Origin of the sequence: Synechococcus sp. CCAP 1479/9 (assembly GCF_019038535.1) — a bacterium.
In the GTDB taxonomy this organism is placed as follows: Bacteria; Cyanobacteriota; Cyanobacteriia; order PCC-6307; family Cyanobiaceae; genus Cyanobium.
The window spans coordinates 1-236 of record NZ_JAFKRK010000082.1 but is presented as its reverse complement, the minus strand read 5'-3'; the positions used below and the strand labels follow the sequence as shown (position 1 = coordinate 236).

The 236-nt window shown below is 67.8% G+C and carries 1 protein-coding gene; it reads left to right on the top strand.

The window, feature by feature from the left end:
• Positions 1-236, top strand: a 236-nt coding sequence (locus KUG38_RS16790) for an iron uptake porin (protein ID WP_216923553.1), incomplete at both ends; no start/stop codon positions are given.

The following is a 236-nucleotide window of genomic DNA, read 5'->3' as shown; positions in this document are numbered from 1 at the left end:
GTCAAGCCCACCGACTGGGCCTTCCAGGCCCTCTCGAACCTGATCGAGCGCTACGGCTGCGTCGCCGGCTACCCGAACGGCACCTACAAGGGCGGCCAGGCCATGACCCGCTATGAAGCGGCGGCCCTGCTGAACGCCTGCCTCGACCGGATCACCGAGGTGACCGACGAGCTGAAGCGCCTGATGGCCGAGTTCGAGAAGGAACTCGCCGTGCTGCGCGGCCGTGTGGATGGCCT